Source organism: Nocardia sp. NPDC057227, assembly GCF_042669725.1.
GTDB classification, from domain to species: Bacteria; Actinomycetota; Actinomycetes; order Mycobacteriales; family Mycobacteriaceae; genus Nocardia; species Nocardia asteroides_A.
This window is the reverse complement of record NZ_JBHUXA010000005.1, coordinates 281,243-294,749: the sequence shown is the minus strand read 5'-3', so window position 1 is coordinate 294,749 and position 13,507 is coordinate 281,243. Positions and strand designations below refer to the sequence as shown.

The 13,507-nt window shown below is 72.2% G+C and carries 13 protein-coding genes; 6 read left to right on the top strand and 7 right to left on the bottom strand.

Features of this window, described 5'->3' with window-relative positions:
• Positions 1 to 92: 92 nt before the first annotated feature.
• On the top strand, positions 93 to 1,301 hold the full coding sequence (locus ACFUJ1_RS10955) for an alcohol dehydrogenase catalytic domain-containing protein (RefSeq protein WP_378644716.1): 1,209 nt from the start codon (positions 93 to 95) through the stop codon (positions 1,299 to 1,301).
• A gap of 53 nt (positions 1,302 to 1,354) precedes the next feature.
• On the opposite strand, the gene ACFUJ1_RS10950 is transcribed toward ACFUJ1_RS10955, so the two are convergent.
• A complete protein-coding gene (locus ACFUJ1_RS10950) occupies positions 1,355 to 2,947 on the bottom strand; it encodes an aldehyde dehydrogenase (NADP(+)) (protein ID WP_378644714.1) in 1,593 nt (530 codons plus the stop codon).
• A 1-nt stretch (position 2,948) separates the two neighbouring features.
• Positions 2,949 to 3,863: a 5-dehydro-4-deoxyglucarate dehydratase gene (kdgD, locus tag ACFUJ1_RS10945; protein ID WP_378644712.1), complete on the bottom strand. Its 915-nt coding sequence runs from the start codon at positions 3,861 to 3,863 to the stop codon at positions 2,949 to 2,951.
• 74 nt (positions 3,864 to 3,937) lie between these two features.
• On the opposite strand from kdgD, the gene ACFUJ1_RS10940 reads away from it, so the two are divergent.
• From ACFUJ1_RS10940 to gudD, 3 genes are all read left to right on the top strand, one after another.
• The gene (locus ACFUJ1_RS10940; protein ID WP_378644710.1) at positions 3,938 to 4,843 is read left to right on the top strand and encodes a LysR substrate-binding domain-containing protein; all 906 of its coding nucleotides are present in this window, start codon (positions 3,938 to 3,940) and stop codon (positions 4,841 to 4,843) included.
• A gap of 93 nt (positions 4,844 to 4,936) precedes the next feature.
• A complete protein-coding gene (locus ACFUJ1_RS10935; protein ID WP_378644708.1) occupies positions 4,937 to 6,346 on the top strand; it encodes an MFS transporter in 1,410 nt (469 codons plus the stop codon).
• Complete coding sequence (gene gudD, locus ACFUJ1_RS10930; RefSeq protein ID WP_378644706.1) at positions 6,343 to 7,680, top strand: glucarate dehydratase; 1,338 nt, start codon at positions 6,343 to 6,345, stop codon at positions 7,678 to 7,680. Before ACFUJ1_RS10935 ends, gudD begins: the two co-directional genes overlap by 4 nt.
• 4 nt (positions 7,681 to 7,684) lie before the next feature.
• On the opposite strand, the gene ACFUJ1_RS10925 is transcribed toward gudD, so the two are convergent.
• The 3 genes from ACFUJ1_RS10925 to ACFUJ1_RS10915 form a co-directional block, all read right to left on the bottom strand.
• A complete protein-coding gene (locus ACFUJ1_RS10925; protein WP_378644704.1) occupies positions 7,685 to 7,900 on the bottom strand; it encodes a DUF4287 domain-containing protein in 216 nt (71 codons plus the stop codon).
• Positions 7,901 to 7,958: 58 nt separating this feature from the next.
• Positions 7,959 to 8,426, bottom strand: a complete 468-nt coding sequence (locus ACFUJ1_RS10920) for a hypothetical protein (protein ID WP_378644702.1) — start codon at positions 8,424 to 8,426, stop codon at positions 7,959 to 7,961.
• A gap of 143 nt (positions 8,427 to 8,569) precedes the next feature.
• Complete coding sequence (locus ACFUJ1_RS10915; protein WP_378644700.1) at positions 8,570 to 9,376, bottom strand: SDR family NAD(P)-dependent oxidoreductase; 807 nt, start codon at positions 9,374 to 9,376, stop codon at positions 8,570 to 8,572.
• A gap of 114 nt (positions 9,377 to 9,490) precedes the next feature.
• Here ACFUJ1_RS10915 and ACFUJ1_RS10910 point away from each other — a divergent pair, with 114 nt between their 5' ends.
• Positions 9,491 to 10,627 carry a mechanosensitive ion channel family protein gene (locus tag ACFUJ1_RS10910; protein ID WP_378644698.1) on the top strand — a complete coding sequence of 379 codons (1,137 nt, stop codon included), beginning with the start codon at positions 9,491 to 9,493 and terminating at the stop codon, positions 10,625 to 10,627.
• A gap of 145 nt (positions 10,628 to 10,772) precedes the next feature.
• Here ACFUJ1_RS10910 and ACFUJ1_RS10905 read toward each other — a convergent pair whose 3' ends face one another.
• The gene (locus ACFUJ1_RS10905; RefSeq protein WP_378644696.1) at positions 10,773 to 11,642 is read right to left on the bottom strand and encodes an LLM class F420-dependent oxidoreductase; all 870 of its coding nucleotides are present in this window, start codon (positions 11,640 to 11,642) and stop codon (positions 10,773 to 10,775) included.
• Between the two features lie 47 nt (positions 11,643 to 11,689).
• The gene (locus tag ACFUJ1_RS10900) at positions 11,690 to 12,847 is read right to left on the bottom strand and encodes a serpin family protein (RefSeq protein ID WP_378644694.1); all 1,158 of its coding nucleotides are present in this window, start codon (positions 12,845 to 12,847) and stop codon (positions 11,690 to 11,692) included.
• 30 nt (positions 12,848 to 12,877) lie between these two features.
• On the opposite strand from ACFUJ1_RS10900, the gene ACFUJ1_RS10895 reads away from it, so the two are divergent.
• On the top strand, positions 12,878 to 13,507 hold the full coding sequence (locus ACFUJ1_RS10895; protein ID WP_378644692.1) for a hypothetical protein: 630 nt from the start codon (positions 12,878 to 12,880) through the stop codon (positions 13,505 to 13,507).

Sequence of the window (13,507 nt, the reverse complement as noted above, 5' to 3'; positions counted from 1 at the left end):
GGGCCCTGACCCCCACCCGGGGGCCGGGGCCCTGTTTTCGTCTCCGGACCTCGGGTAGCCGCGCCCCGACCTACCGAGAAGAGGAGAACGACGTGAAAGCAGTCGTCTGGCACGACGTCGGTGACATCCGCCTCGACGAGGTGAGCGACCCGAAGATCCAGGAGCCGACCGACGCGATAGTGCGGATCACCACCTCCGCCATCTGCGGCACCGACCTGCACCTGGTGCGCGGCACCATGCCCGGATTGCTGCCGGGCACGGTGCTCGGGCACGAGGCGGTCGGGGTGGTCGAGGAGACCGGCTCCGCGGTGCGCGGTTTCGCGAGGGGAGACCGGGTGGTGGTGTGCTCCACCATCGCCTGCGGCCACTGCGGCTACTGCCGGGCCGGTTACTACGCGCAGTGCGATGTCGCCAATCCGAACGGCCCGCAGGCGGGCACCAGCTTCTTCGGCGGCCCGGAGGGCACCGGCCCGGTGGACGGGCTGCAGGCCGAGTACGCGCGCATCCCGTACGCCGCGACCACCCTGGTCAAGGTGCCGGACGCGGTCACCGACGAGCAGGCCATCATGGTCTCCGACGTGCTGCCGACCGGCTGGTTCGGCGCGAAGCTGGCGCAGGTCACGCCGGGTGACACGGTGCTGGTGTTCGGCGCCGGTGTGGTCGGGCAGTGCGCGATCGCCTCGGCGCAGCGGCAGGGGGCGTCCCGGGTGCTGGTGGTGGACGGCCTCGCCGACCGGCTGGAGGTCGCCCGCTCGCAGAACGCCGAGCCGATCGACTTCAACGCCGAGGACCCGGTGGCCGCGGTGCGCGAGCTGACCGGCGGTATCGGCGTGGACCGGGTGATCGACGCGGTCGGCGTCGACGCCCAGCGCCCGAAGTCGGGACCCGCGGCGGCGAACCTGCCGGTGGACGCCGACACCTTCGACGCCGAGCGCGCGAAGGCGGCGCCCGATGGCAATACCGGCGACGGCCAGTGGCTGGCGGGTGACGGCCCGAGCCTGGTGCTGCGCTGGGCCGCCGACGCCGTCGCCAAGGCGGGCAGCATCGGCATCATCGGGGTGTACCCGCCGGACTTCGACGCCTTCCCGGTCGGCGCGACGGTGAACAAGAATCTCACGGTCCAGGGCGGCAACTGCAACCACCGCCGCTACATTCCGGGCCTGCTCGCCCGGGTGGCGCGCGGCGACATCGACCCCACCCGCTTCATCACCCAGCGCATCGAGACGGTGGCCGCCATCGATGCGTACCGGGAGTTCGACCTGCGCCACGACGGCTGGCTGAAAACCGTGGTGAACGTCTAGGAACAACGATGCGCGCCCGGCCGGGCAGGCGGGCGCGCATCGCGGGGTGCCGATCAGTCCCTGGTGAGGGAGCCGTCCACCCGCCGCCAGATGCCGAGCGGGTTCGCCGCGCGGATCTCGGCGGCGAGCAGGGCATCGGGCACGTTCTGGTAGGCGACCGGGCGCAGGAAGCGCTCGATGGCCAGGCTGCCGACCGAGGTGGTGGCGGGGGCGCTGGTGGCGGGGAAGGGGCCGCCGTGCACGACCGCGTGCCCGACCTCGACGCCGGTGGGCCAGCCGTCGAAGAGCACCCGGCCCGCGACCAGCTCCAGCTCCTCGAGCAGGGCGGCGGCCTGCTCGTGGTCGCCCGCCGCGGCGTGCACGGTGGCGGTGAGCTGCCCCTCCAGTTCGGCGGCGAGCGCGGGCAGCCGCTCGGGGCCCGCGACCCGGACCACGAGCGAGGACGGGCCGAAGACCTCGTCGCGCAGCGCCGGATCGGCGGCGAAGTGCTCCTCGTCGGTGACGAACAGGTGCGGAACGCCGGTGCAGGTATTGCTCGCGCCGGTGCCTGAGGCCGCGACGGTGACCCCCGCGCTCTCGGTCAGCCTGCGCACGCCGCCTGCGAAGGCGGACGCGATCCCGGTGTTCAGCATGGGTGCGGCGGCCGCCCCGCCGACCGCGGCGCTCGCCGCGGCCACGAACTCGTCCGCGCCCGGCCCGTCGGCCAGGAAGACCAGCCCCGGGCTGGTGCAGAGCTGCCCGACGCCGGTGGTCAGCGAGGCGACGAACTCCGCGCCGAGCTGCGCGCCGCGCTCGGCGAGCGCCGCGGGCAGTACGAAGACCGGGTTCACGCTGGACATCTCGGCGAAGACCGGGATCGGCACCGGCCGCGCCGCCGCGGCCGCGACCAGGGCGAGCCCGCCCCGCCGCGACCCGGTGAAGCCGACCGCGGCGATCCGCGGGTGCCGCACCAGCGCCAGTCCCGGCTCGACGCCGCCGTGCACCAGCGAGAAGGTGCCCTCCGGAAGCCCGTTGGCGCGCACCGCGTTCCGGATCGCGCGGCCGACCAGCTCCGAGGTGCCCGGGTGCGCCGGGTGCGCCTTGACGACCACCGGGGCGCCCGCGGCGAGCGCGGCGGCGGTGTCACCGCCCGCCACCGAGAAGGCCAGCGGGAAGTTGCTCGCCGCGAAGACCGCGACCGGGCCGAGCGGCACCCGGCGCTGCCGCAGGTCCGGCTGGGGCAGCGGGCTGCGCGCGGGGTCGGGGGTGTCCAGCCGGGCGCCGGTCCAGCTGCCCTCGCGCACCACGGCGGCGAAGAGCCGCAGCTGGCCGGTGGTCCGGCCGAGCTCGCCGCGCACCCGCGGCTCGGGCAGCCCGGTCTCCGCCATGACCCGCTCGAGCAGCGGGTCGCCGAGCGCCTCCAGCTCGGCGGCGATGCCATCCAGGAAGGCGGCGCGCTGCTCGAGGCCGGTGCGGCGGTAGAGCTTGAAGGCCGTGTGCGCGAGTTCGGCGGCCCGCGCGACGTCCGCGTCGGCCGTCGGCCGGAAGACCGGGCCCAGCGCGGCGCCGGTCGCCGGATTCACGGCGCGGAAGGGCGTGCCCCCGCCGGGCACGTCGGCATCGCCGATCAGCGCGGCGCCGGTCAGGAGGGTGTCGGTGGTGGTCAAGTCAGCTCACCCGCTTCACGAGATCGGCCAGCTCGGCCAGTTCCACGTCGTCCAGGTCGGTCAGCGGGCTGCGCACGGGGCCGGCCGGGCGGCCGATCACCGTCATGCCTGCCTTGATGATGCTCACCGCGTACCCGGATTTCCGGTTGCGCAGCTCGCAGTAGGGGATCACGAAGTCGTTCAGCGCGTTCCGCACGAACTCGGTGTCGTTCTCGCGGACCGCCCGGTAGAAGGCGAGCGCGAACTCCGGCACGAAGTTGTAGATGGCCGAGGAGTAGGTGGTGACGCCGAGCGCCAGGTACGGCAGCGCGAAGAGCTCCGCGGTCGGCAGCCCGCCCACGTAGGTGAGCCGCTCGCCGACCCGGGCGAAGATCCTGGTCATCTGCTCGATATTGCCGACGCCGTCCTTGAAGCCGACCAGGTTCGGGCAGCTGTCGGCCAGCTCGGCGACGGCCACGTCGGAGAAGACGGCATTGGCCCTGGAGTAGATGGTGACCCCGAGCCCGGTGGCGGCGCACACCTGTTTCACATGCTCGACCAGCCCCTCCTGGCTCGCCTCGGTGAGGTAGGGCGGCAATAGCAGGAGGCCGTGCGCCCCTGCCCGCTCGGCCGAGCGGGCCATCTCGACGGCGGTGGCGGTGCCGTAGCCTGCCGGTGCGATCACCGGAAGCCCGGCGGGCGCCTCCTGGACGGCGGCGGTGACGACCTGCTCGACCTCGCCGGGCGTCAGCGAGAAGAACTCGCCGGTGCCGCCCGCGGCGAAGAGCCCGGAGGCGTCGAATCGGCCGAGCCAGGCGATGTTCTCCCGGTACGCGGCCTCGTCGAACGAGCCATCGGCGCGGAAGTGGGTGACGGGGAACGAGAGCAGGCCCGAGCCGAGCTGCGCGGCGATCTCCTGCGGCGATGCGGTGGTCATGACCTCACGGTAGGAGCACCTATGATTCACGTCCAACACTGTTTTGCTCTCCATCAATACAAGGTCGGTATCGAGTGTTCACTTTCGTCCAGCTCACCCACTTCGTCGCGGTGGCCGAGGAGCTGCACTTCGGCCGCGCCGCCGAGCGGCTGCGGATGACCCAGCCGCCGCTCAGCAGGCAGATCCAGCTGCTGGAGCGGGAGGTCGGCGCGGAGCTCTTCGACCGCTCCAACCGCACCGTCCGGCTGACCAGGGCAGGCCGCGCCTTCCTCGTCGACGCCCGCAGGCTGCTGCAGCAGGCCGAGCGCGCGGCGCTGGCGGTGCGCCGGGTCTCGGACGGCACCGGCGGCGTGCTCCGGGTCGGCTTCACCGGCGCCAGCGTGCACTCCGGGCTGCCGCTCGTCCTCCGCACCACCCGCGAGCTCCTGCCCGACGTCGACGTGGAGCTGCGCGAACTGGTGACGATGGACCAGGTCGAGGCGCTCTCCGAGGGCTCGCTCGACCTCGGGCTGGTCCGCCCGCCGATCGCAAGGCCGGACCTCGCCACCCGGACCTTCGTGCGCGAGGGGCTGGTGCTGGCGCTGCCCGCCGGGCACCCGCTGACCGAATCCGGCGAGCCGGTGCCGGTCACCGCGCTGCACGGGGTCGAGATGGTGATGCACGCGCCGGTCGAGGCCCGCTACTTCCACCAGTTGGTGACCAGCGTGCTGCACGACGCGGGGGTGATTCCGCTGGTCACCCAGTACATGACCCAGGTGCACAGCCTGCTCGCGCTGGTGAACCTCGGCTGGGGCGTCGCGCTGGTGCCGGAGTCGGTGACCGGGATGCACTTCGACAACGTGGTCTACCGCGAGCTGCCCGAGGTCGCCGCGCGGGTGGAGCTGGAGCTGATCTGGCGGCAGGGCAGCGAGAACCCGGCGCTGGCCCGGCTACTGGCCGAACTCAGGCACGATACCTTTCCTGTATCGATTCACACCTAATTAGTGTTGGACGCGCATCGTGCCTGCTCTCTACATTCGGAATCTGTGAGGCGAGTCACTCGCCAGCCAGGACTCGAACGAAAGGAGTGGACGATGTCGTTCACTCGGCCGATGCCGGCGGAGCTGGAAACCGCGGTCGCCAAGTTCTTCCGCCGCGTCGTCCCGCTGTTCATCGTGATGTTGATCTGCAACCAGATCAACCGCTCCAATATCGGCTACGCCAGGGAGTACCTCGAGGCGGATGTCGGCATCGGCGCCGCCGCCTACGGCTTCGGCGCTGGCATCTTCTTCATCGCCTACGCGCTCTTCGAGCTGCCGAGCAACGTCATGATGGAGAAGTTCGGCGCTCGGATCTGGCTCACCAGGATCATGGTGAGCTGGGGGCTGATCTCCGCGGCCATGATGTTCGTGCAGAACGCGACCATGTTCTATGTGCTGCGCTTCCTGCTCGGCGCCGCCGAGGCGGGCTTCTTCCCCGCCGTGATCTTCTACCTCGCCAAGTGGCTGCCGAACTCGCACCGCGGCCGGGCCACCGCGCTCTTCGTCGCCGGGTCGTCGGTGGCGGCCGCGATCTCCGGGCCGCTCTCCGGCCCGCTGCTCTCGCTGCACGGCGCGGGCGGGCTGCACGGCTGGCAGTGGATGTTCGGCATCGAGGGGCTGTTCTCGGTGCTGGTCGGCTGCATCGCCTACTTCTTCCTCGACTCCAGGATCTCCGACGCCAAGTGGCTGACGGCGGGCGAGAAGCGCGCGCTCACCGAGACCATCGAGGCCGAGGAGGTGGAGAAGGCCGCCAACTCCGGCGTCGCGCACCGCGGCTCGCGCTGGAAGATGCTGCTCGACCCGAAGCTCATCCTGCTCTGCTGGATCTACTTCGCCATCCAGCTCTCGATCTACGCCAACACCTTCTGGCTGCCGTCCATCGTGCGCCGGATCGGCGGGCTCACCGACGTCACCGTCGGGCTGCTCTCCTCGCTGCCCTGGATCTGCGCGGTCTTCGCCATGTACCTCTCCTCCCGGGTCGGCGACCGGACCGGGAACCGCAAACCGCTGCTGATCATCGCGCTGCTCACCGCCGCCGCGGGCACCTACCTCGCGGCGATCGCCTCGCCCTGGCTCGCCCTGGTCTTCCTCTGCGTCGCCGCCATGGGCTTCAAGAGCGCGAGCCCGCTGTTCTGGTCGATCCCGCAGTCCGGGCTGCACCCGCTGGTGCTGGCCCCGGCGATCGCCATCATCAACTCGCTCGGCAACCTCGGCGGCTTCGTCGCGCCGTACGGCTTCGGGCTGATCAAGTCGGCGACCGGTGAGGTCACCTGGGGCCTCTACGCCCTGGCCGCCGCCTCCGTGCTCGCCGCGCTCTCGGTGCTGGCGGTCCGCAAGCCAAGCGGGCTGACCGCGCTGAACGCCGGCGGCGCTGTGCCCGCCGACGACCCCGCAGGCAGGTCCACCGAGCGCGACCTCGCCACCGCCGCATCCGCCCGACCCACCCTGGAGACCCGGTCATGACCAGCACCCCCCGCGTCACCGATGTGCGCGTCGTCCCGATCGCGGGCCACGACAGCATGCTGCTCAACCTGAGCGGCGCGCACGCCCCCTTCTTCACCAGGAACCTGGTGATCCTCACCGATTCCGACGGGCGCACCGGGGTCGGCGAGGTGCCGGGCGGCGAGCGCATCCGGGCCACGCTGGCGGAGGCCCGCGCGCTGATCGTCGGGCGGAACGTCGGCGACTACAACGCGGTGCTCGGTGACATCCGGCGCGCCTTCGCCGCCAGGGACGCGGGCGGCCGCGGCAACCAGACCTTCGACCTGCGGGTCACCGTGCACGCGGTGACCGCGGTGGAGTCGGCGCTGCTCGACCTGCTCGGGCAGCACCTGGAGGTGCCGGTGGCGGCGCTGCTCGGCGACGGTGTGCAGCGCACCGCCGTCCCGGTGCTCGGCTACCTCTTCTTCGTCGGCGACCGGGAGCGCACCGACCTGCCCTACCGCTCGGCCGCCGACGAGCCCGCCGGCGCCGACGCCTGGAGCCGGCTCCGGCACGCCGAGGCGCTCACGCCGGATGCCGTCGTCGCGCTGGCCAGGGCGGCCGGGGAGCGCTACGGCTTCCGCGACTTCAAGCTCAAGGGCGGGGTGCTGCCCGCTCGCGAGGAGGCGGCCGCGGTGCGCGCGCTGGCCGCGGAGTTCCCGGACGCGCGGGTCACGCTCGACCCGAACGGCGGCTGGCTGCTGGCCGAGGCGATCGAGATCGGCCGCGAGCTCAGGGACGTGCTCGCCTACGCCGAGGATCCGGTCGGGCCGGAGGGCGGCTTCTCCGGGCGCGAGGTGATGGCCGAGTTCAAGCGGGCCACCGGGCTGCCGACCGCCACCAACATGATCGCCACCGACTGGCGCGAGCTCGGCCACACCGTCCGCACCGGCGCGGTCGACATCCCACTGGCCGACCCGCACTTCTGGACCATGGCCGGTTCGGTGCGGGTGGCCCAGCTCTGCGACGCCTTCGGCCTCACCTGGGGTTCGCACTCGAACAACCACTTCGACGTCTCGCTGGCCATGTTCACCCACGTCGCGGCCGCCGCGCCGGGCCGCATCACGGCCATCGACACGCACTGGATCTGGCAGGACGGCCAGCGCGTCACCCGCGAGCCCTACCGCATCGCCGACGGCACGCTGACCCTCCCGGACCGCCCCGGCCTCGGCGTCGAGCTCGACGAGGAGCGCGTCGCCGCCGCCAACGAGCTGTACCTGCGCGAGGGGCTCGGTGACCGCAACGACGCGGCCACCATGCAGTACCTGGTGCCTGGGTGGACCTTCGACAGCAAGCGCCCCGCCCTGGTCCGCTGAGCCGTCAGCTCGCCCACTTCTCCGGGTTCAGGTGGTGGGCGGCGAGCGCGGTGGCGTGGCCGTGGCCGAGCCCGTGCTCACTCTTCAGCCAGTCGACCAGCGGCTTCTGCTTGTCGTGGCCTGCGGCGGCGATGGTCGCCAGCCACTCGGGGATGCTGCGGCCGTACTTCGCCTCGATGGCGGGGAAGTAGGAGGCCGGGCCCTTCGGCTTGTCGGTCATGTCGAATCTCCTGCTCGCGGATCGCTTCGTCAACGGTGACGGGGCGGCGGGAGGGAATTCATCGCAGCGGGTAGGCAAGGGCGAGGAAGGCGTGCACGGTGCTGAGGAGTTCGCGACCGAGGGCGCGGTCGTCGTCGTGCGCGGGGAGCTCGAGCGACCAGCGGGTGAGGGTCTGCTCGGCCTCGGTGGCGAGGTGCAGCAGGGGGAGGCGGTCGGGGCCGAGGCCGAGGACGACCAGGCGGGCGCAGCGGTCGGCGATGTCGAGGACGGCGAGCAGTTCGGCGGGGACCGCGGTGCCGGAGTGCGTGCCCGCCAGCGCGGCGGCGCCGTGGCAGCGCTGCGCCACCTCGCCGAGCGCCGCCGATTCCGGCCCGGCGAGGTTGGCGCGAACCGTCGATACGGCGGCTTCGATACCGCGCAGCCGGAGCCGGATCATCCGCGGATCGCGATCCGCGTCGAACTCGGCGCGAGCGGCGGCGATCGAGGTCGCGGCTGCTGGGGCTCCGATGCTGGTCGCTGCGGTCATCCGCCCCGCCTTCCGTTCCGCCCGGCCTTCCTGAACGAACGCCCAGGAAGGAATCGGACGTAACATACTCCCGGTCCAGTCGACCCGCCACCTGGGATTATGTGGAACAGCGATTCACATATTCCGCGCGCGGTGCGGCTGGTTCAGACCGCTTTGCGCAGCCCGGCGTCGACCAGCAGGTCGGTTCCGGTGGTGCTGGCCGAGCGCGGTGAGCAGAGCAGCACGACGGCGTCCGCGATCTCCTGCGGATCGATCAGCCGCCCGGTCGTGAGTGCCATCATGGCGGCCGCGCCGCCGCCGAGCACGGCGTCCCGATCCGAGCCGGTGGCCGCGGCGATCACCTCGGCCGCCCCGCCCGGGTCGGTCCACCAGGGCGTCACCACCGGCCCCGGCGAGACCGTGTTCACCCGGATTCCGCGCGGCCCGTACTCCTCGGAGAGCGCCTTGGTGAGGTTGTTGATCCCGGCCTTGGCCACCCCGTAATCGACATTGATCGCGCTCGGCACGTGCGCGTGCGTCGAGGAGATGTTGACGATCGCGCCGCCCCCGCGGGCCAGCATGAGCGGCACCGCCGCGCGCACCGCGCGCACCGTCGACATCACGTTGAAGTCGAACATGGCGAGCCAGTCGGCATCGTCCAGCGCGGTGAAGGAGAAGCGCGGGAGCACCGCGCCCGGCGGCGGGCCACCGGCATTGTTGACCAGCACGTCGACCCCGCCGAAGAGCTCGGCCGCGCGTTCGATCGCGCGGGCGGGGCCCGCCGGGGTGGCCAGGTCGGCGGCGACGTGCACCAGCCGGTCGCCGGCGAGTTCGGTCAGCTCGGGGGTCGGGCGGCGGGAGACCGCGATCACGAGCGCGCCCTCGGCGCGCAGGGTGCGCGCGGTGGCGAGCCCGATGCCCTTCGATGCCCCGGTGACCACCGCGACCTTGTCCTGCAACAGAAGATCCATGCGAGAAGCCTCGCCCGCGTGGCCCTCCGGTGCTGGCGGCTTCCGGCCCTCGCGCTGGCGGGTGGCGCGAATCGCACCCCCGAGTGAGCCCGCCGCGCGTGGGTAGCCTGTCGGGTGGACCGCACCGAACGACTACACGACAAGGAGTTCTACGCCTTGGAGGACGTCATCCGGCCGCTCATCGTCTTCGGCGTCACCGTCGCGATCACCGTGCTCGCCGGGCTGGTCATGGACCGCCTGCTGCGGTACAGCGCGACGCAGCGCCCGGAGAACCGATTGCCGCTCCTGCTGCGACGCCTGCAGTTACCGGTGCAGGTGCTGCTCGGAACGGTGGCCCTGCACCTCACGTACCCCCTCGCGGAACTGCATCTGAAGCAGGACGCGATGATCCGCAATATCCTCGCCACGATGGCCGTCATGGCCCTGGCCTGGACCGTCATCCGCTTCGCCGACGCGGTGGCGGAGAACACCCTCTCGGCCTACTCGCACCGCACCCAGGACATCGCCAGGGTGCGGCAGCTGCGCACCCAGCTCGGGCTGGTGCGCCGGATCATCACCTCGATCCTGGTGGTCACCACCGCCGCGGTGGCGATCCTGCTGCTCTTCCCGACCATGCGCACGCTCGGCACCTCGCTGCTCGCCTCGGCGGGTGTGATCGGCATCATCGCCGGTGTGGCTGCCCAGTCCACGCTGAGCAACCTGGTGGCCGGGCTGCAGATCGCCTTCGGCGACTCGGTCAAGATCGGCGACACCGTGGTGGTCGAGGGGGAGATGGGCACGGTCGAGGAGATCACCCTCGCCTTCCTCACCGTGCGGATCTGGGACGACCGCAGGCTGACCATGCCGGTCTCGTACTTCAACAACATGCCCTACGAGAACTGGTCGCGCGGGGGATCGGAGATCACCGGGACGGTGTTCCTGCACCTCGATCACTGCACCCCGATCGACGAGCTGCGCGACCATCTGCGGGAGTACCTGAAGCAGCGCCCGGATTGGGACCGCCGCAACTGGAATCTGCTGGTCACCGACAGCACGCCGACCAATATCGTGGTGCGCGCGTCGATGTCGGCCGCCGATTCCGACGATGTCTGGACGCTGCGCTGCGCGGTGCGCGAGGAGCTCATCGGCTGGCTCGGGGAGCACCATCCGCAGGCGCTGCCCAAGGTGGCGACCGCGGTGATCGGGGCAGGCGAATTGGAGCTGCCGTCGGCGGAGAAGCGGATGCTCGACGGGGTCGGGGCCGGGCGATAGATCGGCTCGCGGCCGACCCCGGATTCCGTCCGGGGTCCGGCTGAGCGGGCGAGCCGGAGTCCGGCTCGCCCGCGGGCCCGCGGGCGCCGGTCCGCGGCTCGCCGGTCGGGCTCACCCAGCCGGTCCGGCTCGGCGATCGGGTCAGTCAGCCCAGCTCGGCGAGGTGCGGGACGACCGGCGCCAGGCTGTCGATCCACGCCGCGGGCGAGCCGGCCGGCGGCATGACGATGGCCTGGTGCACGCCGATCCTCGCGTAGTCGGCCAGCCCGCGGACGAAGCCGTCGTGATCGTCCGGGTTCGGCGAACCGGCCATCACGGTCACCCGGATCTCGGCGAAATCCCGGCCGACGGTGTCGCAGTGCCCGCGCAGCACGTCGAGCTTGTGCTCGACATCGGCGGCCGAGGTGCCGAACAGGTTGCAGCGGTCGGCGTACTGCGCCACCAGCCGCAGCGTCTTCTTCTCGCCCCCGCCGCCGATCAGCACCGGCGGGGTGCGCAGCGGCTGCGGCGAGTTCAGCGTCTCCGCCAGCTGGTAGTGCTTGCCGTCGAACGGCCCGTTGTCCGCCGGGTCCCACATCTGCTTCGCGATCCGCAGCGCCTCCTCCAGCCGCTCGAACCGCTCCGCGATCGGCGGGTACGGCACGCCGAGGCCGAGGTGCTCGCGCTCGAACCAGGCCGCGCCGATGCCGAGCACCGCCCGCCCGCCGGAGAGCACGTCCAGCGTGCTGACGATCTTGGCGAGCAGCCCCGGGTGCCGGTAGGTGACGCCGGTGACGAGCAGCCCGAGGTCGATGGTGCTGGTGTGCGCGGCCAGGTAGCCGAGGGTGGTGTACCCCTCCAGCATGTTCGCCTCGGCAGGCAGCCCGGTCGGCTCGATCTGGAAGAAGTGGTCCATGAAGGAGAGCCAGGTCGCGCCGGACTCCTCCGCGGCCCGGCCGACCGCGGCCAGTTCACCGGCGATGGCCGCGGGCCCGCCGTCGATGTCGAAGATGGGAACGTGGATGCCGAGCTGCATGACGTGAACCCTCCAGGGTGTCGGTGACGAACTCGGTACCGACGCTATTACCTGGAGTGCACTCCAGGGCAAGTCGCCACCCACCCGGCCACCACCGCGAGCCCGCCGGCCCGGTGCACGAGCAGGAAACCGAAGGGGCGGTCGAACCGCACCCGCAGCGCGGTCGTCGTGCGCTTCGGCGGCAGCGCCGGCCTGGCCGACCCGGCCCGCATCCCGAACGCGCTCACCGCCGCCGCCGTGAAGCCGGTCGCGCCGAACTCGGCCAGCACGCCCTGCGCCCCCTGCTGCACCGCGAGCGGCTCCGGCGAGAGGCCGGGGAAGTGCCCGCGGGTCGGGTCCAGCGCCGCGCGCAGCCCGAACAGCTCCGGCCGCTCGAGCAGGTCGTGCTGCGAGCGGACCTGGAAACTCGGCAGCTCGGCCCGCAGCGAATCCCGCTGCTGGTGGCCGTACACCTCTTCCCTGATGAGCCCGGGGCCGTCGGCATTCAGCCCGGTGCGCACCGGGACCGCGTCGGCGAGTGCGGCGATTCCCGCGCCGAGCACCGCGCCGGGCTGCTCCGGGCCGAGCAGCAGGTGCACGTCGGCGTCGCCGACGCCATCGACCACCAGCCGCGTCACCGGCGTCTCGGCGTCGAGCACCGCGATATCGGTGACCCACGGGACCGTGCGGGTGAGCCCCGCCGTCCGCTGCCCGCGCCACGGGCCGTCCTCCGGGGAGAGCGTGGTCTTCTGGAATTCGTTGCGCCACCGCAGGTCAGCGGCGAGCGCGGTGGCCAGTACCAGCAGCGTGCCCCGGTCGACGGTGAGCGGGAAGCGCTCGATCAGCCCCTTCGTGTAGCGGCGGGCCCAGTCGTCGAGGGCCTGCTGCCCGGTGAGCGGCGCGACCGTCCCCGCGGGCACCGACGCGCGCCACTCCGGGCGCAGCGGCAGCCCGTCGCGCACCCAGAAGCCGAGCGCGGCGGAGAGGTCGAGCGAGTTCGCCAGCAGCTCCAGCAGCCGCAGCCCGCCCGCGTGCGCCACCGTCGCGGGAATGCCGAGCGCGGCCTCCAGCTCGGTGCGCGCCTGCCCCTCGGCGGCGCCGGTGAGCAGCGCCAGCAACGGCCACACCCCCGCTCCGGAGATCGCGAAATCGCTCGATCCAGCCGTAGCGGCCCAGCGTGCGGTCAGCTTGTTAGCGGCGGCAGACTCGGGTGAGTGGGTGCGCATGGCAACAGAATACGAAGCTATCCTCCCGGCATGCCCGACCCCATGCACGGCGTTCCGCTCGTCGAACGGGTGCTCGAGGTGGTGCGCTGCCACCCCACCGCCTCCGTGCTCGACCACTACCCCGTGCCGTGGGTGACCGGCGCACCCCGGCCCATGCCCGCCGACGAACTCGCCGACGCCGTCTTCCCCTCCGGCCGGCCGGTGAGCCCCGGCCTGCGCACCTGGCTCGGCTACGACACCGGGCTGCTGGCGCGGCACGGCTGGTTCGCCGCCGACGGCACCTTCGCCCCGCGCCCGCTGGACCGCTTCGTCGCCGACGAGATGGGCGCCGCCTGGGCGCCCGAATTCGCCGGTCTCGCCGAACGTTTCGACGAGTGCTTCCTGCTCCCCGGCGGCTCGGACTCCCGCCGCCTGCTCGCCGTCGGCCCGGTCGACGGCACCGGCGAGTACCCCGTCCTCGCGCTCGACTTCGACGACCTGCCCTACCTGGGGCTCATGTACCCCGGCTTCGACGTCTACCTCGGGGACACCGCCGGGGTGCTGGAGTTCGACTTCCCGGAGTACACCGCGCTGGTCGGGCACCCGGTGTACAGCAGGCGGATGCGGGAGCACGGGGCGCGGTGGTTCGGCGGGGAGCTGGAGGTGCAGTTTCCGTTCTGA